The sequence below is a fragment of the Paenibacillus sp. 1SOY10 genome (assembly GCF_056836745.1).
Map to the genome: position 1 here is coordinate 86,727 of NZ_JBXENK010000013.1, position 21,000 is coordinate 107,726.

A 21,000-nucleotide genomic window follows, 5' to 3' on the forward strand; every position below is an offset into this window, starting at 1 on the left:
GCGTATTTTCTTCTCTGGCTGCTTGTAGCCATTGGGCTGCGGCTATACTATACTGTGGAAGGAAAGTAAGCGGGTATAAGGAGAGAACTCATGATGGATTATCAAGAGGCATTGTTAATTAGAGAGTATCGGGCAGGCATTCTGGAATGCGCCCATTATGGGCATATATGTGTAATTAACGAACGGGGTGAAATACAAGGACGTGTAGGCAACCCTCATGCTACGGTATTTACGCGCTCCTCGGCCAAGCCGATTCAGGCCATTCCGGGGATTCGGGCAGGCATCCATAAGTCCTACAATTTAAATGATGAGGAAATTGCCGTGATGGCTGCCTCTCATCGATCCGAGACGGCTCATGTGGAGGTGCTGGAGCGCTTGCTCCATAAGGTGGGGCTGGCAGAAGAAAAGCTGGTATGTGCCCCCAGCCTGCCGCTGGACAGCTCGGCAAGAGAGAGATTGCTACGCCAGGGCGGGGAGAGAAGACGCCTGTATCATAATTGCTCGGGCAAGCACCTTGGCGTACAAGCGTATTGCAAGCTAAAGGGCGAGTCTCTGGACACTTACAATTTGCCAGAGCACCCGGTGCAACAGGAGATTCTGAGTACACTGGCCGAACTGGCGGATATCCCTCAGGAACAAATTTCTCTCGGTACGGATGGTTGCGGCTTCCCCGTCTTCGCGTTGCCCCTTTCCGCCTTGGCGGCGGCTTACTTGAAGCTGGCTTGTCCTGACCTGATTGCTGACACCAATACGGCTAGCGCAGCGAATACCATCGCCACGGCCATGAACCGGTATCCTAAGCTGGTTGCCGGAACAGGGCGAATTGATTCTATTCTGCTGGAGGATGACAACATCGTAGCCAAGGGTGGATTTAAAGGAGTTTATGCCTTTGCCTTGCGTGATGAACGCTTGGCCGTGACATTCAAGATTCAGGATGGCTCTGAGGAAGAGTGGGGTCTGATTGTGCTGACGGTGCTGGAGCAACTGGGATATGGGAACGAAGAGACGCTTCGTAAGTTACGCGAAGCGTTCCCATCCGCCATTCGTAATGATGAGGGCTGGCAGGTTGGCCAGAGCGAACCCGCCTTTAAGCTTGCACAATAACAAGTTCTATGTCTATGCTTTGTGGCGAAGGCGTCCCAATTCCTGGGCCAGTGCCTCCACCTCGGAGATGCTCAGCCGTTCTTTGCTCATTACGATGTCATAAACGTCACGGATATCGTCATATTGATCTGTGTGGAAGGCTGTCGCTGTCATGGCTGCACCTGAGGCCATTCTGAGTTTGCTTTTGATCGCTTCGATCATGTATTCAATGTTTTCGTGGGTTTTCATCGATAAATCCATCATTACTTCATCCTTCCGGTAAGGGTTTTCCGCTATTGTACCATGTTGGCGGCCATCAGACGAAGTTTTGCGATGGATGGTTCGAATGCGTTACAATCAAATTACGTTACACTGGGAGGACAACGCTGTAGGTTGCCCCTTGCCGATCTAAGGAGGCGATGGCTGAATCGTGGGAGAACGGAAGGAATGGCCAGTAACGGGGCTGGACCGAACAAAGCTTAATGGAACTGAATTGCAGGGCTTTTTTAACGGGATTCGTCTTCGCCATCCCGGGGAAGCTATTACCTTCTTGTGTATCGGTACTGATCGCTCAACCGGGGATGCCCTGGGACCGCTGGTAGGCACCAGACTCACTGAACTTGGCTTTGCTGGGGTCATTGGCACGCTGCGCGAGCCTTGCGATGCGACCAATTTGGAGAGACGCATGCTGGAAATCAGCAGGGAGGGTATTGTTATCGCCATTGATGCTTGCCTGGGAACGGCGGAATCGCTGGGGCATTACCTGGTCTCTGAGCAACCCTTGCAGCCAGCCAGATCTGTGGGAGGGAACCTCCCGGAGGTAGGCCATTACAGCTTGGCCGCCGTTGTTAACGTGAAGGGTCCCAAGCCATACTGGACCTTGCAAATGACTTCGCTGTACAAGGTCATGCACATGGCCGACGAAATTGCGGTCGCTGCTGCCGCAGCATTCCGTAGTGATTCAAAATGAAGAAAATGATTTAAGTATGTATTTAAAAAGTCGGGTTTGCAGGACCGAAGCTTATGCTTTCGATGTGCGTTTTTTCAAAACGCTTGAGTTGGATGAAGGTAGGGACGTCAGTAGCGGAGCTATACGTTTTCGGAGAAAACGACTTCGGAAGCAATGGGTACGTGAGCATCTCAAATGTTTCTGCAAGAAACATGCTACGGAAGCATATGCTAGGCCCGGCTGAATTCAAGATTCGATGTCGAACTTACTCCTTGAACTGCTTCGTTCAGGAAAGACGACTTTTTGAACAACCTCTTTAACTAAATCCCAAAAGAGAAAGTAGGTAGCGAAAATGGACAAGATGACGGTTAACGGTAATTCGATCGCCTATGAGAGCCAAGGGCAAGGTGAAACGGTAGTATTACTGCACGGCTTTTGCGGCAGCTCCGCATACTGGGAGAAGGTTCAACCGCTGCTTGCTGATCAATATCAGGTCATTGCACCTGATTTGCGTGGGCATGGGGCCTCGGATGCGCCACTTGGAGCGTATACGATTGAGCAAATGGCCGATGATGTAGCCGAACTGCTCAACAAGCAGGGGATTTCAAAATATACATTGTTAGGACATTCGCTAGGCGGCTATGTAGCGTTGTCGCTGGCAGAGCGATATGCTTCAAGGTTGCGGGGGTTCGGGTTGATTCATTCAACCGGATATCCCGATAACGAGGAAGCGAAGGAGAAGAGACTCCAGGCGGTGAGCTCCATTCGGACAGAAGGGATTACCAAATTTGTTGATGGACTGGTGCCCGGTTTGTTTGCCCAGGAAAGTCTGGAGAAGCTAACCTCCGAGGTAGACCGGGTGAAGGAGATCGGTTATCGTACCCCTCCTCAAGGAGCAGAAGGTGCAGCGCTGGCTATGCGCGAGCGGCCAGACCGCAGAGAGGTTATGGAGAATGCCTCCCTTCCACTCTTGCTGGTTGCCGGCGAGAGCGATCAAGTTGTACCTCTGGCGAAGCTGTTCACTACGGAAGGTCCGCAAGTGACCAAGGCGGTCATTAAGGGCGCTGGTCATATGAGCATGTACGAAGCACCCGAGCAATTGACCGCCGTCATTACTGATTTTTTGCGGAGTGTATCGGACCCATCGGAAGAGGCGTGATTGCCGATAAAGGGAAGCCGAGCCTTTAGAAGGTTTGAATGAACTGATGCCTAAGCCCGGAGTTTCTCTTAGAACTCCGGGCTTAGGCATTCACGTTCCCTGCGGTTTATTCATAGAGATTGCATTTATAATGCGTGACCTCTTATAGGAAGGAGATTGGGAGATGCTGCGAAGAGATTATTTAGTACGGATGATTGAAGAGATGACGGAAGTGCTGGGCAAGGTGTTTATGCTGAGACAGAACAAGAAGCTGACCGAAGCATTATGGTCGCTGGATGAGCTATACAAGAGACAATTTCGCCTGCATGCCCGTTTGCTGGACACCTTGCCGGCCAAGGATATCGTAGAGCTGTTTCATAGCGGCGGCGAATTGGAGGCAGACAAGCTGCAAAGTCTGGCCAGGCTGCTTAAGGAAGAGGGCGATATTCGCTTGGCCATGCAGGAGGAAGAAGAGGCGGCAGCCCGCTGGATGAAGGCGCTGCACTTGTACTTGGCAGCAGGCCTGCATAGAGCGGACCGTTCGTTATGGAACTGGCCTGATGCTGTCTCCGAACTGCAAGCCTTGCTTAAATCCTACCGGCTACCCCCGGAAACGGAGCTGTTACTCATGAAGCTGGAGGAGAGCGAAGGACGCTATGATCAAGCCGAGAATGCACTCTACCGCCTGCTGACGGAAGAATCCATTTCCAAGGAGGAAGCAGATGCCTTTTATCAACGCCTGCTGATATTACCTTCTGAACAACTGGAAGAAGGCGGCTTGCCGCTGGAAGAGGTGCGGGAAGGGTTGCTGGAACTGGAGAAGCATTTCTAGATAAGTTGAATTAAAGAAAAGGCAAAATAAGCAAGCGAGAAAAATGATTCTGAAGAAGTGGAGCGTTCGCCTTTGGGAATGGATTTCTACCTTATAAGAATTTATTGAATAAAAGAAATCTGTGAGCAACAGCGATCGTAAGAACATTTTCTCGTCTGCTTCTTTGCGTTAAACATAAGTTCAACTTATATAGATAGCTATATTATTTATTTTTGAACTCAGAAAGGTAGTGGATGACCTATGGAATCCCTTGATACACTCGTTCGTGAACTGGCAGAGCAAGCAAGTCTGATTACAGCTACGCTCAGTGGACGCCGTAAATCAGGTGAGGACGAATATACCAAGGTGCAGATCAAGCCAGTTGAAATCAAGCGGGAACTGCATTATCAATTTGCGTACCATTACAACAACAAAGTGCTGCACCGCAATATAACGCCAGAGGCTTATGCCGATGAGTTATACAGACTCCTGTCAGATGAATTTCGCCAAGGGCTGCTCTGTACAGCAGAGGTGGACTATCAGGTGCTCATCAGCAAGAAATTCAAGGTATCAATTTTGAAGAAGGCACCTACGCGCAAAGCTCCAAATCAGTTGACACACAATCGCAGGAAGCAATATGTACTGGAGGAAGGCGTGCCTGTCCCTTTCCTGGTCGAGCTGGGTATTATGAATGCGGAAGGCAAAGTGCTGGCCAAGCGGTACGATAAGTTTAAGCAAATAAATCGTTTTCTGGAGATGGTTCAGGATGTTCTTCCCCATTTACCGGAGGGTCGCCCGTTGACGATCGTTGATTTTGGTTGCGGTAAGTCATATCTGACCTTTGCGTTATATCATTACTTGGCGGTTCAACAGCAGCGCAAGCTTCAAGTGGTCGGACTGGATTTGAAAAAAGAGGTTATCGAGCATTGCGGCGAACTGGCTCGCAAGCTGCACTATGACGATCTACGGTTCCTGGTTGGTGATATTGCCGACTATGACGAATTGAGTGCCGTAGACATGGTCGTTACGTTGCATGCTTGTGATACGGCTACCGACGCCGCCTTGGAGAAGGCGGTTCGCTGGAACGCTTCGGTCATTTTGTCCGTGCCCTGCTGTCAGCATGAACTGTTTAATCAGGTGAACAATAAAGCACTGGCGCCGCTCCTGGATCATGGGATCTTGAAGGAACGCTTCTCGGCGCTAGCGACGGATGCCATTCGGGCCAAACTGCTGGACGTGATGGGCTACAAGACGCAACTGCTCGAATTTATCGATATGGAGCATACGCCCAAGAATATTTTGATCCGGGCCGTGAAGGCCCCAAGTGCTGATACTGCTGCATTGTGGTCCGAGTACGAAGCATTCCGCCAATTTCTTGACGCGGCGCCCTATCTGGAGCGAGCTTGCCAAGACCTGCTACCTCCGGTGCTTGTCCCAGCCAAAGGCTAAAAGCGAGGAATAAGCTGCTTCATTTCCGTGAATGAATGGTAAGGAGTCTCTCCGGTAGTGCTGAAACTAGCTCTGGCCGGGGAGTGAACACGGGCGGGGTGAAGCGTTGAATAGGATGCGGCGGGTGAGAAGGCAAGAAAAAAGCACCAGTAGCACCAGTCTATATGGGCTAGGTATGGCTATAACAGTGACAGGACTGCTGTGTGTTCTCCTACAGGGGCTATTTGATATAGATTCTTACGGAGGTTTGTTGCTCATTTCAGGCTGGCTGTTCGCAACCGCAGTTGGCTGGTTTGTGGTGGGGTTGAACCAGACCTCTGTCGCTGGTTGGGCTCCATTGCGCAGAATAGATATGAATACCCACTACCAGAATGTCGCAAATAAGGGACTATGGCTCAAGGGATGGTTCGGATTCGTAGCGGGTCCCGTTGTACTGGTGGTTTTGTATTCCTTCCACGGGTTGAAGGGACACCCTTTATCTGTTCAGGCCACTGTGGAGGATGTACTGCATTGGTCTTTTATAGCTGTATTTGGTATCGGCTTATACAAGCTTGGTCAACTGGGGAAGACGGGCCGTCACTGGCTGACGGCAGGGTGGCTGGCTACCGGGAGCCTGCTGACGATAACAGCGCTGACTTCCGTATACGGCCTGTGGCCCCTGCCGGGAGCGATACTGCGTACCGCCGATTCAGCCGTATCGGCGACAGGAGCCCGGCTTGGCGGGTTATTGCAGTATCCGAACACCTTCGGCGCGGTGATGGCGGTGTTCGCCCTGGAGCGGCTGATGCGGCTTGCCCGCTTAAGCCGCCGCGCCTTTACGCGCGAGGGCGGCTGGCAGGGACAGCGGGCGGCAATGCTCGCCCTGCTGTTCACCCTCTGCCTGCTGCTGAGCGAATCGCGCGGGGCGCTTGCTGCCGCGCTGCCCGGCTGGGCCGCGGGCTATGCGCTGCTGCGCGGCACCCGGCGCTGGCGCTACGCGTTGCACAGCGCGGCGGTGCTCGCCGCCGCCATGCTCCTCGCGCGCCAGCTTGCCGCGGCGCAGCTTGCGCCAGCGCTGCTGCCCGCACTGCTGGCGCTGGCCGCCGTGCTGGCGGCCCTGGCGCTCGCGCAGGGGCTCGCCGCGCGTTATGGGCCCCGGTGGGGCCCACGCCGGATGCGCCGCCGCTATCGCTTGGCGGCGCTGGTAGTTGCCGCGTTGCTGCTCGCCGCGGCGCTACTGCATGCCGCCGGGGCGGCGGGGCAAGGATTCCCGGGGCGGCTGCTCCGCCCGGAGACCGGGTTCGCCCGCGCGGCTATGTATGGCGATGCCGTGCAGTTGCTCCGGCAGGCGCCATGGCTTGGCCAGGGCGGGGATACCTGGCGCCACGCTTTTCGCAGCCTCCAAAGCACGCCCTATGTCGGCAGCGAGGTGCACAGCGGATACCTTGATTTAGCCCTGAATATTGGGCTTCCCGGGCTGGGGTTTGTCCTGCTGTGGCTAGGGCTTCAAGGCGTTCAATTGATACGCCGCCGTAGCGCTATGCTGCCCTCCTATGTGGCCTTACTCCTGCATAGTGCGATTGATTTTGATATGAGCTATGGCTTGATTTGGCTGCTTCTGCTATGGATGGCGGCGGATACCGTTCGTCCCGGTAGATTCAGGATTTCTCACAAAAGACCATTGCGCCCTGCGATCTGTCTTCTTGCTGCGGTCTGTCTTGTGCTGCTTGGTCTATCAGGCTTGCGGCAGGCCACAAGCCTGAAGCTGTACCAGCAAGCGTTAAGTAAATATGCTGCACCATCCACCGAGGAGCGGAGACTTGAGGCCGCTTCGGATCTGTTGCGCTGCTCTTTGGCCCTGACTCCTTACCGCAATCAAGCCCGTTTGGTCCTGGCTTCCAGGTCCAACACCCCTGAGAAGGTGTCCTTGTTGCGCCAAGGGCTAAGCTATGAGCCTGGGGATGCCAGGCAATGGCTGGTGCTGGGCCGTGCGTTGGCTGAGAGCAATCATGCCGGAGCGGTCCCGGCTTTGCGGCAAGCGGTGACATTGGATCGATTCGACCACAAGGGCCAAACGATAGTCTTACAGGAGCTGCTGCAATTGGCAGAACGTTTACGGGAGCAAGGCCAAATGTCGGAGGCGCTGAAGGTAGCGGATGTTGGCCTTGCTCTTTACGAGGATTATGCGAAGCAAGCAGAGACGGTGATGAGGCTGACCCTGGCACGTAACGACCGACAATTCAATCTCACTAGCGAGGCGGAGGAATGGGGGGGAAGGTTGCAAGCGGTTGTCGATACTCTCTCCTGGAACGGTCACGATCAGCAAGTGCGGCGCTAACCTGCTGTGCTGGCGTTAACCTCCAAACGCGGCGCGAAAGGCAGCCGACAAGCGCTGCTGGTCAACCTCCCACAATTCGGCAAGCTCGGGGCTGACGGCCTCATCCCACCAATCAGCGAGCAGCTTGCGATTGCTTATATTTTCCCCAATCCATAGCAGATTACCGATGACCTTTTTATAGTATAAAGTCTCGCCTTCCTTCAGCTTCTCTTCGGGAACGAACAGGCCCAGACGCTTGATCGTCCGGTAGAGTTCTTTGCTGCAACTGCGGCGAATTTTGCGTGGTGTAGGTAGTGCATTGGAATTCGGTGATTTCGCGGGAAAATTTGTCATAGCGGAAGCTCCCTCCTAATGTAAATGACCTCTATTCTGTCAGCATATGCAGCGGGTTTCGCCAGAGTCACCCCTCGCAGGCAAGTAGAATGCATGTCCGCGGCTGTGATAGAATAGACTGAGGTCATAGGGGAAATTTGGCTAACCTCTGAAGAGAAGAAATGTAATGGGGAAAGAGGACGAAGCAGTGGAATGGATATCGAGCATGATCAGTGTGTTGTTGGAGTGGATTCAGCAATTGGGTTATTTCGGGATTATGCTGGGCTTAATGATCGAGGTCATCCCGAGTGAAATTGTACTGGCTTATGGCGGTTACTTGGTACACCAAGGCCATATTCATTTTATCGGTGCCGTTGTTTTCGGCGTCATTGGTGGCGTGATTGCCCAGTTGTTCATTTATTGGATTGGCCGCTATGGCGGCAGGCCAATATTGGAGAAGTACGGAAAGTATATTTTAATTCAGAAAAAGCATATCGACGTATCGGAAGCGTGGTTCTTGAAATACGGGTCAGGGGTCATTTTTACGGCCCGGTTCATCCCGGTTGCCCGGCACGCCATCTCCATTCCTGCGGGAATGGCTAAAATGCCAGTGAGCAAATTCCTGGTATTGACGACGTTGGCGGTCATTCCATGGTCGGTTTTGTTCGTATATTTAGGGATGTTACTCGGTGAACAGTGGCAGCATGTGGATGAGAAGGCCGGTCCATACATTATGCCGATTTTACTGGGGGCGCTGGCCCTCTTGATCGTGTATCTAATTGTCAAAACCTATAATCATCGTTCAAAGAAGGACGCATAATTACACTTAAGACCAGAAGGAGGAAGCGGAAGAAGATAAGAATAAATCCTGTGTATTGTTCTTGTTATTCCGTGTTATAGCATGCTAAGAATAGATACTTGCACTTTAGGACCTTTGCAGACAAATGCTTATTTGCTGCGGGGAGAAGACGAAGGCCGGGCCATCATCATTGATCCGGGTATGAATCCAGCGCCATTGCTGCGCAAAATTGAAGGTCTGGACATTGAAGCTATCCTGCTGACCCATGCCCATTTCGATCATATCGGGGGCGTGGAGGAAATTCGCCAGGCCAAGAAGTGTCCGGTATACATTCATCCGATCGAAAGTGATTGGTTGACTACGCCCAAGCTGAATGGATCACTAATGTGGCCGGAGGTGGGTCCACCGATTTCGACAGCGGCTGCAGAATATGACTTGGCTGAGGGGCAGAATCTACATTTCCTCGGGCATGACTTTACGGTATACCATACGCCGGGCCACTCGCCAGGCAGTGTCAGCTTTTTGTGCGGAAATGATTTGTTTTCAGGGGATGTTCTGTTTCGCCTGGGCGTAGGAAGAACCGATCTGCCGGGAGGCCGGGAGGTGGACCTGTACAACTCGATCAGAGGCAAGCTGTTTAATTTGAGCGACGAGGTCAAGGTGTATCCGGGGCATGGTCCGCGGACGACGATTGGCTATGAGCGGGCAAACAACCCATATGTATCGTAACAGGTGTTGAAAAGCTGACTTTTTAAATCGCATCAATAAGACAAAATCTACGAAAAAGTGCAAAATGAGTGGACAAAAATGCAAGCCTTTGATAGGATGTACTTATTAAATCATTGTAACCTTTGCGAAGCACGCAAGCTGTGGACCTGATCCCGGTTTGCGTTCTTTTTATTTTCAGGTTAATAGGACGTTGCTGGAATCTGTCTAAATGCCTTGACCGGACTCCCTTACTTTTAGTAGGATAATATAAAGCAATAAGCAACACATTTTTCAGTTATTTTTCAAACACACATATCAGGGAGGTAGACGATGCTTCATTTGGGAGAGAAAATTGTAATCGTCGGCGATGCTTTTGAGCAGAATCTTCCTGTTGGGGAATATGGCTACGTAATTGCTTATGACCGCAATCCGGATAATGCATTTGATTATGTCATCCGCTCGCCGAAGACGGGGCGCAATTATTTTGTTCCGCAGAGTGATGTAGAATCCGAAGAACGGCTAATCGAGCAGGAAGTAGAGCGCACAACGCAGGAAGCCTTGATTGATTATGCGTTAGCTACGCATAACGAGAAGCTGTTTCATCATATTATGAATGGCGAAGGCAACGAAGCAAGCGCGCAGGAGGAACCAACAAAGGAAGCGATGTCCCAGGCGGAATTCATCAAACAGGTGAATTTGCGGGCGTGGATATAGGGAAGGGCCGGTCAACCGGCTCTTTTTCTTTTTTTAGAGGTAGTTTTAAAAGTCGGCTTTTGATCACGAAGCGGATGCTGGGAGTGGATTCGGCGTCGAATCTTGAATTCAGCCGCTCCTTGCGATGCTCACGTACCCACCACGTACGCTCCGCTTCTCAGTCCCTGGCTTCATCCAAGCTTCTTGGTGCTGAAAAGCCGACTTTTAAAACTGATATTTGAAAGAGGTAGTTTTAAAAGTCGGCTTTTGATCACGAAGCGGATGACGGGTAGTGGATTCGGCGTCGAATCTTGAATTCAGCCGCTCCTTGCGATGCTCACGTACCCACTACGTACGCTCCGCTTCTCAGTCTCTGGCTTCATCCAAGCTTCTCGGTGCTGAACATCTACAGAGCGGAGGGTCGTAGGGATTCTGGAGAAACTTAAAGCTTTCTGAAGGAAAGCTGCATCGAAAGCCTATGCTTGTTCGCCTTTGCGAGTGAATTTCTACCTTAATAAGAATTTATTGAATCAGGAAAATCCAGGAGGGGCAGCGATCGGAAGAACCCTACGAACCCATAGGGCCTCATCGCACATATGTCAAGCAATTGCTCGCCGCTACTTTAACGGATTGAATTGCGTCGCAAACTAAAATATAATTTTAATCAATTGCACACGCATGGTAGAATGAACGAATCATGCACGATTGATAAGGAGGGCAACAACGTGAGTATCCAGACCAAGGATGTGGAACATGTGGCCAAGCTGGCCCGTCTGCACTTGACGGAAGCCGAGCGCGATATGTTTACGGAGCAACTGAATGCGATTCTTAAGTATGCTGACAAGTTAAATGAATTGAATACGGACGCCATTGCGCCAACAACGCATGTGCTGCATCTAAGCAACGTAATGCGTGAGGACGAAGTCAAGGATAGCTTGCCGCAAGAGAAGGTATTCCGCAATGCACCGGATGAAGAGGATGGGCAGTTCAAGGTGCCGGCTGTACTTGAGTAGGCTACTATATAAGAAGTAGTTTGAACCTGCGTTATAAGTAAAATCAGCTTAAGATGTGATAAATGAAGGAGGAAGCGGATTTGGCGCTTTTCGATTTGCGTTTGCAGGAGATACATAATCAGCTTCATGATAAGAAGCTGTCCGTTTCCGAACTCGTTGGTGAAGCTTTGGCCAACATTCGGGAGTACGATGGTAAGATCGGCGCTTATTTGGCGCTCAACGAAGAGGGAGCCGAAGCGGGGGCTGCCCGCCTGGATCAGAAGCTTGCATCCGGCGAAGCGATGGGCCTGCTGTTCGGTTTGCCGGTAGGCATTAAGGATAATATGGTGACCGAAGGCTTGCTGACGACCTGCGGGAGCCAATTCCTGAAGAATTATGATCCTATTTATGATGCTACAGTGGTCAGCAAGCTGAAGGAAGCGGACACGGTCACGATCGGCAAGCTCAACATGGACGAGTTCGCCATGGGCGGCTCCAATGAGAATTCCAGCTTTCATCCTGTACGTAACCCGTGGGATTTGAATCGGGTGCCCGGGGGGTCCAGCGGTGGTTCGGCAGCAGCAGTAGCTTCGGGTGAGGCGTTCTTTACTCTCGGTTCGGACACGGGCGGATCGATTCGCCAGCCGGCCTCTTATTGTGGTGTGGTTGGACTTAAGCCAACCTACGGACGAATTTCCCGTTATGGTCTGGTGGCTTTTGCTTCGTCACTTGATCAGATTGGACCTATTACCAAGAATGTCGAGGATGCTGCTTACGTACTGCAAGCTATCGCGGGTTACGATCCGAAGGATTCCACTTCGGCCGACGTATCGGTCCCTGACTATGTGAGCGCGTTGACCGGTGATATCAAAGGTTTGCGTATAGCTGTGCCGAAGGAATATCTGGACGGGATTGATCCGCAAGTGAAGGCTTCCGTTCTGGAGGCACTTAGCGTGCTTGAGGGCTTGGGTGCAGTATGGGAGGAAGTGTCTCTGCCGCACACGGAATATGCGGTAGCCGCTTATTATCTGCTGGCTTCTTCCGAGGCTTCCTCCAATCTGTCCCGATTTGACGGGGTTCGCTACGGCGTTCGTGCCGATCATTCCGGCAGCTTGCTCGATTTGTATTATGATTCGCGCAGCCAGGGGTTTGGCCCCGAGGTCAAACGGCGGATTATGCTGGGTACTTATGCACTCAGTTCTGGATATTATGACGCTTATTATTTGAAGGCACAGAAGGTCAGAACGTTGATTAAGCAAGACTTCGACCAGACCTTTGCGAACTATGATGTCATCGTTGGGCCTACGGCTCCGACTACTGCCTTTGAACTGGGCTCCCAGGTGGATGATCCTTTGACCATGTATCTAAATGATATTTTGACCATTCCAGTGAGCTTGGCGGGAATCCCTGCCTTAAGTGTGCCTTGCGGCTTTGCGGACGGGCTTCCTATTGGATTGCAAATTATCGGAAAAGCCTTTGACGAGAGCACAATTCTCCGCGTGGCCCATGCCTTTGAGGCTCATACGGATCATCATAAGCAACGTCCTATTTTCTAAAGTGGAGATAACTCTCTGGAAAGCGGACGCATGGATTAATCAAAAGTTGCAGGAGGATAGGCCATGTCAACATCCAAATATGAAACGGTCGTCGGGCTTGAGGTACACGTAGAGCTGCATACGAACACAAAGATTTTTTGCGGCTGCTCCACGGAATTTGGCGCTCCGCCCAATTCACATACTTGTCCGGTTTGCCTGGGGCATCCCGGCGTGCTGCCGGTACTGAACCGTCAAGCTGTCGACTACGCTATGAAAGCTGCTATGGCACTGAATTGCGAAATCGGCGATGTTAGCAAATTTGACCGTAAAAATTATTTCTATCCCGATTCGCCGAAGGCGTATCAGATTTCCCAATTTGATCAGCCGATTGGTCTGAACGGTTATATTGATATTGAAGTGGACGGAAAGACAAAACGCATTGGCATTACTCGTTTGCATTTGGAGGAGGACGCTGGCAAGCTGACTCATGTGGACGGCGGGTTTGCTTCGCTCGTTGACTTTAACCGTGTTGGGACTCCCCTGGTGGAGATTGTGTCTGAACCGGAAATATCGTCCCCAGAGGAGGCGCGTGCCTATCTGGAGAAGCTGCGGGCCATTATGCAATATTGTGAGGTTTCCGACGTAAAGATGGAGGAAGGCTCCATGCGCTGCGACGCCAACATCAGCTTACGTCCATGGGGGCAAGCGGAATTCGGAATTCGTGCGGAACTGAAGAATATGAATTCCTTCCGTGGTGTAGTACGCGGGCTGGAGTATGAGCAATACCGTCAAGCGGAAATTCTTGACGAAGGTGGCGTAGTTGTTCAGGAGACACGTCGTTGGGACGAATCCCAGGGGAAAACGTTCTCTATGCGGGGTAAGGAAGAAGCACATGACTACCGTTACTTCCCTGATCCGGATCTGGTCACATTGCATATCGACCAAGCCTGGAAGGATCGTGTCCGGGCATCCATACCGGAGCTGCCGGATGCGCGTAAGGCGCGGTATTCGTCGGAATTCGGCCTGCCCGAATACGATGCCGGGGTAATGACTTCATCCAAGGCATTGGCTGATTTGTTCGAAAACAGCCTAAGCTACACGAAGGATGCCAAGGCTGTCGCCAACTGGATCATGGGAGATCTGCTAGGTTATTTGAATAGCAACTCTCTGGAATTGTCCGATGTCAAGCTGACGGGTCAGGGGCTTGGTGAAATGATTGGCCTACTCGATAAAGGTACGATCAGCTCCAAGATTGCCAAGACTGTATTTAAGGAAATGCTGGAAAGTGGCAAACTGCCGCAGCAGATTGTAGAGGAGCAAGGACTCGTTCAAATCAGCGATGAAGGTGCAATTCTGGCTATCGTTCAGGAAGTTGTTGCTAATAATCCGGCTTCTGTTGAGGATTACAAGGCAGGTAAGGAGAAGGCCATCGGCTTCCTGGTGGGGCAAGTGATGAAGCAGAGCAAGGGCAAGGCCAATCCTGGACTGGCGAACAAGCTGTTGGTGGATGTACTGAAGGGCTAGTTAACTGTCCTATTCGGATAGTATACCTTTTTCGTGAGAGCAGGGGGAAACGCCCATGATCGTGAAGCTGCCGCTAGAGGATGCAGATATCGTCGAGCAATTGTGGAGTATGCAGCATCAAGCCTATCGGCTAGAAGCAGAAGCGGTAGGGCTGACCGAGTATCCGCCCCTCACGGATACATTCGATTCAATCCGCTCCAGCGGGGACGTCTTTTACGGCGACCTGGAGCAGGATGGAGAATTACAGGGGGCAATCGGGGTGCGCAGTGAAGTTCCCGGTGAGCTGATAATTACGAGACTCATGGTGCAGCCTGACCATTTACGCCAAGGCATTGGCCGCTCGCTGCTGCGGCATGTATTGACTGTATATGGAGACATCCGCGTATTTAAGGTAACAGCCAGCTCGCTGAATGAACCGGCGACCAAGCTGTATCGTGACTTTGGCTTTGAGCCGATTCAGACATTTAACTCGGCCGCAGGTGTGGAGTTGACGTTATTTCGGTTGAACGGCTAGTATCCTATAGGCACGCCCTTGGCATAATGCTTCCTGCCGGGGGTGTGCCTTCTTGTCGTTACAGCAAGGTCCAGTTCATTCCACGTTACAGCGCCAAGTGGAATGGGTTATGATATGAGATAGAAGAGATAGTTGAACACGTACTAGAAGGGAGTGGGGAACCATGACGCCGGATATGCTGCCGACCCATCAGCAAAGTGGTCTGAATCGGGCTAAGGGCTTTGCGCCAAGAAGACGCAAACGCAAAGCAATTGCCTGCTTGCTGTCCGCTCTATTCCCTGGACTTGGTCATTTATATTTACGCCTGTTTATACGGGGACTATCCATCATTTATTTTGTATTAATTGATGCTTCGGCCATGATATATTTCTCCTCCGTCCGGACTGTGATGAATGTTCCTTTGCTTATTCTGCTGGGCCTGCTAATTCCGGCCGCCTATTTTTTTAGCGTATATGATGTCCTTCAATCGACGGATGTCATTAATGCTAGATTCAAGCGAGAGCCAGACAAGAACCGAGAGGCTACTGGCGGAGCGAAAGCCGATCCCGCATTCAAGCAAGGGATGTGGGCCAGTGTACTGTTAATCAGCGGAGGCGTGGTCCTGTTTATTATTCAGCAAAAACCCCTTTGGCTTCAACAGATCGTACAATTTTACGGAGCTTATGTTGTAGCTGGGGCCATGTTGGTAACGGCATTGCTATGGGGATGGAGGGAAGGAAAACGGCGATATTTGCGCACCGGACGGTTTACGGCGGCCATGCTGCTGCTCGGAGTTGCCTTGCTGATGCTGTACGATGCCTGGTCAGGTCAGGATCATATGATGCTCCTCCTGACCTGGTGGCCCTTGGTATTTATCTGTTGGGGAATCGAACATCTGGTGATTATGATATGGAATTACAAGAGGCAACCTGGAGTCAGACATCGGGCGAGGGTTGATGTTAGAGGACTACTCTTGTCGATGTTTATGGTGTTCTCTGTGTTCGCCGTCAGTGAACAGGAGCGGTATATACATCTGTGGAACCGGGTCAGCCTTGATTTTGCATCCGCAGGTACAGAATATAGCGCGGCGGAAGGGTATCGCGTGGAGAAGCCACAAATGGATATTCCGATTGATCTGGGCACGGAACGAATTGTTATTGACGGGATTAACGGCGATATCGAGGTACGTAAAGCCGAGATCGAGCAGGTTATCGTTCGTTATACCGTATGGATCGACCAACTTGAATCGGAGGAGGCCCGGCAAATTGCTGCGGTGACTTCCGTCGAGGCGGATGAAGGGAAATCATTGGGGCTTTCAGTCAAGAGTAAGGCTTATGGAGAATCCGGGCGGCGGCAGCCTCGGGTTAATCTGACGGTTATCGTGCCGACCAACCGCTTTCTGGACCTGGATATTACCACAACCAGTGGCAAAATCACCTTGACTGGCGTACAGGCCATGAAGCAGGTTAAGTTACAAACGGGGAACGGCGATCTGCGGTTATGGGATGTGGTTGGGGATGTGTCGGCCAAGACGCTTAACGGAGACGCAGAACTGTATCGTATCTTTGGCGATGCAGAGGTGGATACCCAAGGCGGCAATGTGAAGGGGAGAGGGATTACAGGGAAAGCCTCTTTATCCACGCTGGTAGGGGATATTACCTTAACGGAAGCTCAGGACGATATTCAGGTCAACACCAAAAACGGAAATATTCGCATTGATAGCGTGCCATCCGGGCTTCAGGCCGAATCGTTGAACGGTAAAATCTACATCTCTACCGCACAAGTCGGAGGTGTGTGGGAGGTATACAGTGCGGTTGGTGAACTACGCGTCGATTTGCCGGAGGATGGCAATTATACGCTCAAGGGCTCCAGTGGCTATGGAGATATCTTTACCGAGTTTCCTTTTATTATTGAGAATAAGGAAATTTATGGTTTGTCTGGCAACGGGGAGTTTATGTTGAAAATAGATGGCAACAGCAGCCTATATGTGAATAAAAGCTGAACACATGGTTAGATAGGGACATTTACCGGCCCAGTTAGTTTATACTGCGTTGACAAAATATTTATTTGAAACGTACAATATGCTTACAGATTCCTAATTTAGCATAACTATTAATTAGGAATAAGCTTATTAAAGGCGGTGGATTTCATGACAACGCGCGTACAACATGCATTGGACCAATTGAAGAGTAACGGTGTCCGCATTACGCCGCAGCGTCACGCCATACTTGCATATCTTATGGAATCGATGAGCCATCCGACCGCAGATGAAATATATCGGTCGCTGGAGCCCCGTTTCCCCAATATGAGCGTGGCTACGGTGTACAACAACTTGAAGATGTTGATTGAGGCCGGGATGGTGCAGGAACTGAGCTACGGGGATAACTCCAGTCGCTTTGATGCCGATGTATCTAATCACTATCATATCGTTTGCGAGAAATGTGGTAAAATTGAGGATTTTATGTATCCCTCTCTGGAGGACGTTGAGCGTACGGCAGAAGAGGTAACCGGCTTTGAAATTCACGGACATCGCTTGGAATTGCATGGGATTTGTCGTCATTGCCGAGTGGAACATTAACAAGTTTCAGTGTTGTGTTTGTTGGACAACGCGGAGAATTCCTTCAGGAGTTCCTCGCGTTTTTTTATTTTTGGTTAACTTTTTGCGCTGTTTATTAGTTATTATGAAGAGAGGGACTTTAGTAGCGGAGGTATGGATTTGAAGAGTAGAAGAAGCACTTATCGTAGAAAAAGGCGCACTCGAAGCACGGCAAGTATTTTCTTTGGACTCATACTTCTTATAGGCGGTTTATATTGGGCATCAGCCGTATGGTTGCCTAACTCGGACCACGTAGACCCGGAATGGTTAGGGACGGTGAATAAGCCGATATTTGCAGAGGGCGAACGGCTGGAAGGGTCGGCGCTTGGAGAGGGAGATAGTTTGAAGCTGCCGCTTCCTGTAATTCAATCTGTGGTTGATCCCACCATCCGATATGAGGAAGAGACGGGTTCCGTTATTTTGACAACACCTCAAAAGCTGGTATTCCTCAAGACCGATGAGAAGGTAGCCCAAATCAACAATAAACCTACCACCTTGCGATTTGCTCCTGAAGAGCAAGAGGGCGTGATTTATTTACCGGCCTATTTGCTGGAGACTTTATATGGAACCGAAGTTCAGGAGGATGAAGCATCAGGAGCTGTTCTGCTGGTCCAAGCGGGAAACAGTGTTCAGACGGCCAAGGTAATGAGTACCTCCCGCAAGCAGGATGGTACGATTCCGTTGCGTACCGGACCGAGCATACATGAGCCCATTTTGTCCGATATGCCACCAGGCACGGATTTACGTTTGCTGGAATCGGGCGAGGAATGGCAATATGTTCAATTGAACAACGGATACACGGGATATGTACAGCACAAGAATGTGCAGATGGGTGAGCAAAGAACCGTTCCTGAACTGAAGCAGGAACTGTCCGATGCCAAGAAGAAGTGGGAAGCCAAGACGATTAACATGACGTGGGAGGCGGTCTATCAGGTTGCGCCAAAGCCAGCGTCCATCGGCAAGCTGCCGGGAGTGAACGTCGTTAGTCCTACTTGGTTCTCTTTGGTAGACGGGAAAGGGAATGTGCAGAGCAAGGCAGATCGGGCCTATGTGAAATGGGCACATGCTCAAGGTATGCAGGTGTGGGGCCTGTTCAGCAACAGCTTCGAGCCCGATATCACCACGGAAGCGCTGGCGAATTTCGAGAATCGATTGAACACGATTTTGCAAATGTTGCATTTTGCCAAGCTGTACGATCTGGACGGTATTAATATCGACTATGAAAATGTATATACCAAAGATGGCGATAATCTGACCCAATTTATGCGTGAGTTGCGTCCATTGGCCGAGGAGCAGGGCTTGATTGTATCCATTGATGTTACACCGAAGTCTAATAGTGAAATGTGGTCGGCCTTCCTGGACCGCAAAGCACTGGGGCAGGTAGTGGATTATTTGGTGCTTATGGCATACGATGAACATTGGGCAGCGAGTCCTGTAGCGGGCTCGGTATCCTCCCTTCCCTGGGTGCAGCAGTCAGTGAGCCGTATTCTGAATGAGGATGGCGTACCGCCCGAGAAAATGATTCTTGGTATTCCGCTGTATACCCGCGTGTGGACGGAAGTCGAGAAGGATGGCAAGGTAGAGGTCAGCTCTAAAGCCATTGGCATGGACCGGGCTAAGCGCATCATAGAAGAGAAGAAACTGAAGCCTGTGCTCTCTGAGGAGACAGGACAAAATTATGTGGAATACACGGACCAGGAGGGGCGTCACCGTATTTGGCTGGAGGATGCGGAATCGTTGAAACGACGCGTTGAGTTGGCCAAGTCATTTCATCTTGCCGGCATCGCGACCTGGACCCGGAGCTTTGCTTCCGCTGAGGCGTGGAGTACGCTGCAACAAATTGGTGAGTAGCTATCATATATGAAAGAAGTGAAAACGGACCTCCGAGGGTAATCGGAGGTCCGTTTTTTTTGCTATTCGTTAGTAGTTAGCTTTTGCCCGCGATGCCAGTCACTTGTTCTTGCTCCAATTCATCTGCGGTGACAGTGGCCTGTGCAGGGTCCAGGGTAAGGATTGTCTTACAGAACATACAGCGGTCTGTTTTGCCCAGCATTTTGGTGAGCTTGTGGCATTCCGGACATTCCAGTTGTACGGCAGAGGTGGACAGCATGCCGGCCCAGAAGTAAATAGCCAAACTGCCTAGCATGGCTATGAGCCCGATGACTAAACCGATAGCAGCCACAATTTTGCCAGCTTGTCCCCAAAATACAATTCCTGCGGTACCCAGTATCATCAAACCCATACCGCACATGGTCAATAGTAAGCCCCATAGACGGAATTCGCTAATCTTGCTCGACTTAAAGAACATGGTTAACCTCGCTTCATGAAGGATTTACAAGAACGTCTGCTCTGACTTTTTCAAGACCCGTGCAAAAACGAGAAGGAAACTTTGATTAGGTATAGAACTATATTATAACGAATCGGCAGGAATACGCCAAGCTGGGAGGACGCACGTGGAACCCACTATTTTTCCAATCATGGACGAAGTAAAGGCTGGCCGCCAGGCGATTGGGGCAATCGGGTATCGCCTTGATGAGGGAGGGCCTCACGACTCGCTGCTACATGATTTTGAATTTCTGATTATGGTTGTGCATCATGAACTTAATGAAACAGATCTGCGGATGGAGCATTGCTTAAGTGGAAAGATACATTATCAATTGGTGCATGTAGCTATGACCGATATTGAACGCTGGATTGTAACCGGAGAACACCGCGAATATATCGAATATCTACTGCATGGCGAGATCATTTGGGATATCAATGGCTCATTATCAACCTTCCGTTCAACTTTAGGTACATTTAATGGCCTCATTCAAGAGAAGCGGAAGTTGAAGGAATTTGCCCAGTTCCTTAAGGTATACGGGGAGGCCAAGCACTATGTTGCCGACAAGGACTCGCTGGATGCTTATTACTGTCTGCTGCAGGCTCTTAAGCATTACGCCAAGATTGAGCTGATTGAGCATGGAGTTCTGCCCGAGATTAGTGTTTGGGAGCAAGTGAAGGCTCTCAACTCGGTGGTGTACAAGCTGTTTGATGAGCTTACCGATAATGCCGAGACTTTAGAGCAGCGGATTCAATTGATTTTGTTGGCCTGTGAATTTGGATTGACAAGCAAAATGGCAGATTGCTGCACATTACTTCTGCGGATATTGGGTAGCCGGAAGGAAGCCTGGAGTGTGCAGGAACTCTTAAGGGTGCCTGAACTAGAGCATATTCAAGATGAGCTTCCCTTGGTACTGCGCAAGCTGGTGTATCGTTCCCTGGCCCAGGAAATTTCGAAGAGTTTGAAGGACGGAAATAGCGATAGCCGAGAGCTTAGATACAGGGTGTAAAGAGGCATGTACAGATTTTATGTCGATTGCTGCAAATTCGGGTTGACTCCTGTATTGAATCTATGGTAAATTATATCTCGCCCCTAAAAAGGCAATATAGTTAGGAAGCTTGGCTAAACAGCATGAAGAAATAGCTTCAAAAAAACTTCTTGACTGAAATAAATCAGATGTGATATATTATAAAGGTCGCTGCTGAAACAACATAATGCAGTGAACGATGATGAAAATGGGTTCGATGAAAGTCGAATTTAATGACATCTGGAGCGAGT

20 protein-coding genes are annotated in these 21,000 nt (G+C 50.6%); 17 read left to right on the forward strand and 3 right to left on the reverse strand.

Annotated elements, in window-relative coordinates:
• The first annotated feature begins 93 nt into the window (after positions 1–93).
• Positions 94–1,104, forward strand: a complete 1,011-nt coding sequence (locus AC1VOR_RS21190; RefSeq protein ID WP_482620863.1) for an asparaginase — start codon at positions 94–96, stop codon at positions 1,102–1,104.
• A gap of 12 nt (positions 1,105–1,116) precedes the next feature.
• Here AC1VOR_RS21190 and AC1VOR_RS21195 read toward each other — a convergent pair whose 3' ends face one another.
• Positions 1,117–1,344, reverse strand: coding sequence for a DUF1128 domain-containing protein (locus AC1VOR_RS21195; RefSeq protein WP_059048944.1), 228 nt, complete (start codon positions 1,342–1,344; stop codon positions 1,117–1,119).
• Positions 1,345–1,513: 169 nt separating this feature from the next.
• Between AC1VOR_RS21195 and yyaC the strand changes: the two genes are divergently transcribed.
• The 5 genes from yyaC to AC1VOR_RS21220 all read left to right on the forward strand — a co-directional run bounded on the left by yyaC (position 1,514) and on the right by AC1VOR_RS21220 (position 7,747).
• Positions 1,514–2,053, forward strand: a complete 540-nt coding sequence (gene yyaC, locus AC1VOR_RS21200) for a spore protease YyaC (RefSeq protein ID WP_482620825.1) — start codon at positions 1,514–1,516, stop codon at positions 2,051–2,053.
• Positions 2,054–2,384: 331 nt separating this feature from the next.
• The gene (locus tag AC1VOR_RS21205; protein ID WP_482620827.1) at positions 2,385–3,191 is read left to right on the forward strand and encodes an alpha/beta fold hydrolase; all 807 of its coding nucleotides are present in this window, start codon (positions 2,385–2,387) and stop codon (positions 3,189–3,191) included.
• Positions 3,192–3,354: 163 nt separating this feature from the next.
• Positions 3,355–4,002 carry a DUF6483 family protein gene (locus tag AC1VOR_RS21210; RefSeq protein WP_482620829.1) on the forward strand — a complete coding sequence of 216 codons (648 nt, stop codon included), beginning with the start codon at positions 3,355–3,357 and terminating at the stop codon, positions 4,000–4,002.
• A gap of 240 nt (positions 4,003–4,242) precedes the next feature.
• Entirely contained in the window at positions 4,243–5,430 is a 1,188-nt protein-coding gene (locus AC1VOR_RS21215; protein WP_482620831.1) for a class I SAM-dependent methyltransferase, read from the forward strand.
• 124 nt (positions 5,431–5,554) lie between these two features.
• Complete coding sequence (locus AC1VOR_RS21220; protein ID WP_482620833.1) at positions 5,555–7,747, forward strand: O-antigen ligase family protein; 2,193 nt, start codon at positions 5,555–5,557, stop codon at positions 7,745–7,747.
• A 15-nt stretch (positions 7,748–7,762) separates the two neighbouring features.
• Here AC1VOR_RS21220 and AC1VOR_RS21225 read toward each other — a convergent pair whose 3' ends face one another.
• On the reverse strand, positions 7,763–8,080 hold the full coding sequence (locus AC1VOR_RS21225) for a dehydrogenase (RefSeq protein ID WP_482620835.1): 318 nt from the start codon (positions 8,078–8,080) through the stop codon (positions 7,763–7,765).
• 187 nt (positions 8,081–8,267) lie between these two features.
• On the opposite strand from AC1VOR_RS21225, the gene uptA reads away from it, so the two are divergent.
• The 10 genes from uptA to AC1VOR_RS21275 all read left to right on the forward strand — a co-directional run bounded on the left by uptA (position 8,268) and on the right by AC1VOR_RS21275 (position 19,250).
• Positions 8,268–8,879: an undecaprenyl phosphate transporter UptA gene (gene uptA, locus AC1VOR_RS21230; protein ID WP_482620865.1), complete on the forward strand. Its 612-nt coding sequence runs from the start codon at positions 8,268–8,270 to the stop codon at positions 8,877–8,879.
• A gap of 81 nt (positions 8,880–8,960) precedes the next feature.
• Positions 8,961–9,587, forward strand: coding sequence for an MBL fold metallo-hydrolase (locus tag AC1VOR_RS21235; protein ID WP_482620836.1), 627 nt, complete (start codon positions 8,961–8,963; stop codon positions 9,585–9,587).
• Positions 9,588–9,896: 309 nt separating this feature from the next.
• Entirely contained in the window at positions 9,897–10,280 is a 384-nt protein-coding gene (locus tag AC1VOR_RS21240) for a hypothetical protein (RefSeq protein ID WP_059048935.1), read from the forward strand.
• Positions 10,281–10,984: 704 nt separating this feature from the next.
• Positions 10,985–11,272, forward strand: coding sequence for an Asp-tRNA(Asn)/Glu-tRNA(Gln) amidotransferase subunit GatC (gatC, locus tag AC1VOR_RS21245; protein WP_482620838.1), 288 nt, complete (start codon positions 10,985–10,987; stop codon positions 11,270–11,272).
• Positions 11,273–11,352: 80 nt separating this feature from the next.
• Positions 11,353–12,807, forward strand: coding sequence for an Asp-tRNA(Asn)/Glu-tRNA(Gln) amidotransferase subunit GatA (gene gatA, locus AC1VOR_RS21250; protein ID WP_482620840.1), 1,455 nt, complete (start codon positions 11,353–11,355; stop codon positions 12,805–12,807).
• Positions 12,808–12,870: 63 nt separating this feature from the next.
• Positions 12,871–14,310 (forward strand): Asp-tRNA(Asn)/Glu-tRNA(Gln) amidotransferase subunit GatB, encoded by a 1,440-nt coding sequence (gene gatB / locus AC1VOR_RS21255; RefSeq protein WP_482620842.1) that lies wholly within the window; start codon positions 12,871–12,873, stop codon positions 14,308–14,310.
• A gap of 55 nt (positions 14,311–14,365) precedes the next feature.
• A complete protein-coding gene (locus AC1VOR_RS21260) occupies positions 14,366–14,824 on the forward strand; it encodes a GNAT family N-acetyltransferase (protein WP_482620844.1) in 459 nt (152 codons plus the stop codon).
• Between the two features lie 163 nt (positions 14,825–14,987).
• Positions 14,988–16,805, forward strand: coding sequence for a DUF4097 family beta strand repeat-containing protein (locus AC1VOR_RS21265; protein WP_482620846.1), 1,818 nt, complete (start codon positions 14,988–14,990; stop codon positions 16,803–16,805).
• A gap of 147 nt (positions 16,806–16,952) precedes the next feature.
• The gene (locus AC1VOR_RS21270) at positions 16,953–17,381 is read left to right on the forward strand and encodes a Fur family transcriptional regulator (protein ID WP_482620848.1); all 429 of its coding nucleotides are present in this window, start codon (positions 16,953–16,955) and stop codon (positions 17,379–17,381) included.
• A gap of 132 nt (positions 17,382–17,513) precedes the next feature.
• A complete protein-coding gene (locus tag AC1VOR_RS21275; protein WP_482620850.1) occupies positions 17,514–19,250 on the forward strand; it encodes a glycosyl hydrolase family 18 protein in 1,737 nt (578 codons plus the stop codon).
• 76 nt (positions 19,251–19,326) lie between these two features.
• On the opposite strand, the gene AC1VOR_RS21280 is transcribed toward AC1VOR_RS21275, so the two are convergent.
• A complete protein-coding gene (locus AC1VOR_RS21280) occupies positions 19,327–19,707 on the reverse strand; it encodes a YgzB family protein (RefSeq protein WP_482620851.1) in 381 nt (126 codons plus the stop codon).
• A 145-nt stretch (positions 19,708–19,852) separates the two neighbouring features.
• On the opposite strand from AC1VOR_RS21280, the gene AC1VOR_RS21285 reads away from it, so the two are divergent.
• Positions 19,853–20,731, forward strand: coding sequence for a nucleotidyltransferase-like protein (locus AC1VOR_RS21285; protein ID WP_482620853.1), 879 nt, complete (start codon positions 19,853–19,855; stop codon positions 20,729–20,731).
• Positions 20,732–21,000: the final 269 nt, after the last annotated feature.

Bases quoted from the DNA above. Each gene is read 5' to 3' on its own strand.
- AC1VOR_RS21215 (WP_482620831.1), top strand. From the start codon at position 4,243: ATGGAATCCCTTGATACACTCGTTCGTGAACTGGCAGAGCAAGCAAGT.
- AC1VOR_RS21235 (WP_482620836.1), top strand. From the start codon at position 8,961: ATGCTAAGAATAGATACTTGCACTTTAGGACCTTTGCAGACAAATGCT.
- AC1VOR_RS21190 (WP_482620863.1), top strand. From the start codon at position 94: ATGGATTATCAAGAGGCATTGTTAATTAGAGAGTATCGGGCAGGCATT.
- AC1VOR_RS21195 (WP_059048944.1), bottom strand. From the start codon at position 1,344: ATGGATTTATCGATGAAAACCCACGAAAACATTGAATACATGATCGAA.
- AC1VOR_RS21275 (WP_482620850.1), top strand. From the start codon at position 17,514: ATGGATTTGAAGAGTAGAAGAAGCACTTATCGTAGAAAAAGGCGCACT.
- AC1VOR_RS21260 (WP_482620844.1), top strand. From the start codon at position 14,366: ATGATCGTGAAGCTGCCGCTAGAGGATGCAGATATCGTCGAGCAATTG.
- AC1VOR_RS21225 (WP_482620835.1), bottom strand. From the start codon at position 8,080: ATGACAAATTTTCCCGCGAAATCACCGAATTCCAATGCACTACCTACA.
- AC1VOR_RS21270 (WP_482620848.1), top strand. From the start codon at position 16,953: ATGACAACGCGCGTACAACATGCATTGGACCAATTGAAGAGTAACGGT.
- AC1VOR_RS21210 (WP_482620829.1), top strand. From the start codon at position 3,355: ATGCTGCGAAGAGATTATTTAGTACGGATGATTGAAGAGATGACGGAA.
- gatB (WP_482620842.1), top strand. From the start codon at position 12,871: ATGTCAACATCCAAATATGAAACGGTCGTCGGGCTTGAGGTACACGTA.
- AC1VOR_RS21240 (WP_059048935.1), top strand. From the start codon at position 9,897: ATGCTTCATTTGGGAGAGAAAATTGTAATCGTCGGCGATGCTTTTGAG.
- AC1VOR_RS21205 (WP_482620827.1), top strand. From the start codon at position 2,385: ATGGACAAGATGACGGTTAACGGTAATTCGATCGCCTATGAGAGCCAA.
- AC1VOR_RS21265 (WP_482620846.1), top strand. From the start codon at position 14,988: ATGACGCCGGATATGCTGCCGACCCATCAGCAAAGTGGTCTGAATCGG.
- AC1VOR_RS21280 (WP_482620851.1), bottom strand. From the start codon at position 19,707: ATGTTCTTTAAGTCGAGCAAGATTAGCGAATTCCGTCTATGGGGCTTA.